We start from the raw sequence: 231 nt of genomic DNA on the forward strand, positions 1-231 counted from the left end.
GAAGATCCTGTTGCCGACATCTGTGCCGCTCGTGTTTCTAGCGGGTTTTGCCTGGCCACTCCACGCAATGCCGGGCTGGCTTTCTGCGCTGGCCTGGTTTTCCCCCGCCACCTGCGCCATGCATATTTTCATTCCTTTGAATCAGATGGGTGCAAGCTTGGAGGACGTATTTGGTCCACTGGCCAAGCTTATGGCACTCTTGGCGCTTTATGGAGGGCTGAATATCTGGAG

1 protein-coding gene is annotated in these 231 nt (G+C 55.4%); it reads left to right on the top strand.

Going from position 1 to position 231, the window contains the following annotated elements; all coding sequences use genetic code 11:
- The coding region (locus tag ACYSM9_RS22050) for an ABC transporter permease (protein WP_461859073.1) at positions 1-231 on the top strand (231 nt) is incomplete at both ends.

It is taken from the genome of Arthrobacter sp. C152 (assembly GCF_054890965.1).